2 protein-coding genes are annotated in these 1,714 nt (G+C 42.1%); both read left to right on the top strand.

Translation table 11 applies throughout. From position 1 onward, the window contains the following. Positions 1-838 (top strand): TonB-dependent receptor (locus AABI99_RS18235; protein ID WP_338367535.1); only part of this gene is annotated, 838 nt, incomplete at its 5' end. A 92-nt stretch (positions 839-930) separates the two neighbouring features. Next, the coding region (locus AABI99_RS18240; protein WP_338367536.1) for an alkaline phosphatase D family protein at positions 931-1,714 on the top strand (784 nt) is incomplete at its 3' end.

Below are 1,714 nucleotides of genomic sequence, written 5' to 3' on the forward strand. Positions count from 1 at the left end.
GCTTAACCTAGGTGTTAAAAAGTACCTAGTGGATATTGAAAAGTACGACCACTACCAAAATGCCACAACCGCTAAAGTTAATAGCGACTCTGATGTGTTGTTCAGTGGCGGTATTTTGTATCAGCTAAATAACTCAACCGAGCTATTTACCAGCTACAGCGAAAACTTTGCAGCCATAAAAGACGGTGTACTTGAGCGCGATAACTCTGATTTATCAGCCATAGAGCCAGAAACCGCTGAAAACATTGATTTAGGTGTACGTTATCAAAATAACGCTTTAAAACTTACCGCAACAGCGTACTCAATAGAGTTTGATAACCGTATTACCTTTATTGCCCCAGGCAGTGATACCGGCGGTATTGATTACACCATAGGTACAAATGGCTCTTACTTAAACGTAGGCGGCATTGAATCACAAGGTTTAGAGCTTTCGGCAAGTTACATGCTAAGCCCACAATGGAGTGTATATAGCTCGTACACAAATAATGACTCAGAGTACAAAGGCGATGCACCCGGGTTTGAAGCCGGTGAAAAAGTAATAGACTCAGTCGATGACTTAATTGTGCTATCGACTGACTACTTTAGCGGCGATTTTCGCTTTGGTTTATCGGCTAAATATACCGGTGAGCGCGGCGAAGTTGATGGTTACACTGTGGTTGATTTAAATGCAGGTTACGCAAGTGATATAAACGCAGGACCATTTAAAGCGATAGATGTTGCCTTTGTTGTTTATAACCTTACCGATAAAAGCTACTTAGCCGGTGGTACGGGCAACGGCAGCACCTACTTTATTGGTGCACCACGTACAGCAGCACTGACGTTATCGGCTACGTTTTAAGCCAATAAACCCTTTTAAGCCCATCAATGATGGGCTTTTTTTATTAATAGCCATAGATTAAAACTAATGTATGGCTGTAGCGAGATTTTAAAATGAAGCAGTTAGTAAAACCTATTACACACGCCGTATTAACATTCTGGTTAGCGTTTAGCGCAAACACTATGGCAGCCCCGTCTAAAATTTTATTTGGCTCGTGTGGGCATCAAGAGAAAGACATCCCAATATTCGACACCATTAATAAAGAGCAGGGCGATTTATTCATATTTTTAGGTGACAATATATACGGCGACACCAACGATATGACGGTACTTGCCAATAAATACCAAAAATTAGGTGCAAAACCAGGCTTTAAAACACTTAAAGCGAATACGCCAATCATTGCGATGTGGGATGATCACGACTTTGGTCAAAACGATATTGGTAAAGACTACCCACATAAAGAGCAATCTCGCCAAATTATGCTCGATTTTTGGGGTGAGCCTAAAAGTTCGCCCAGACGCACCCGCAAAGATGGCATTTACACGTCGTATATGTATGGTGAAGATGAGCAAACCGTACACGTAATAATGCCCGATTTACGCTGGAACCGTGATGCACTTAACCATGTAAGCGAGCTTGAATATTACACCAAGCGTAAGCTTAATAACCAAGGCCCGTATAGCCCAACAGAGGTAAAAGGCGCCTCTATGCTAGGAGAGGCGCAGTGGCAATGGCTTGAGCAAGAGCTTAAAAAGCCTGCGGCTATAAAGCTAATTGCCTCAAGCTTGCAATTATTACCTGATTTTACAGGGTGGGAGTCGTGGGCTAACTTTCCTGAAGACCGTAACCGTTTATTTGCGTTAATTAAAAAGCATCAAGTGAATGGGGTTATTATTA

The sequence above is a fragment of the uncultured Pseudoalteromonas sp. genome (assembly GCF_963922945.1).
Classification (GTDB): domain Bacteria; phylum Pseudomonadota; class Gammaproteobacteria; order Enterobacterales; family Alteromonadaceae; genus Pseudoalteromonas.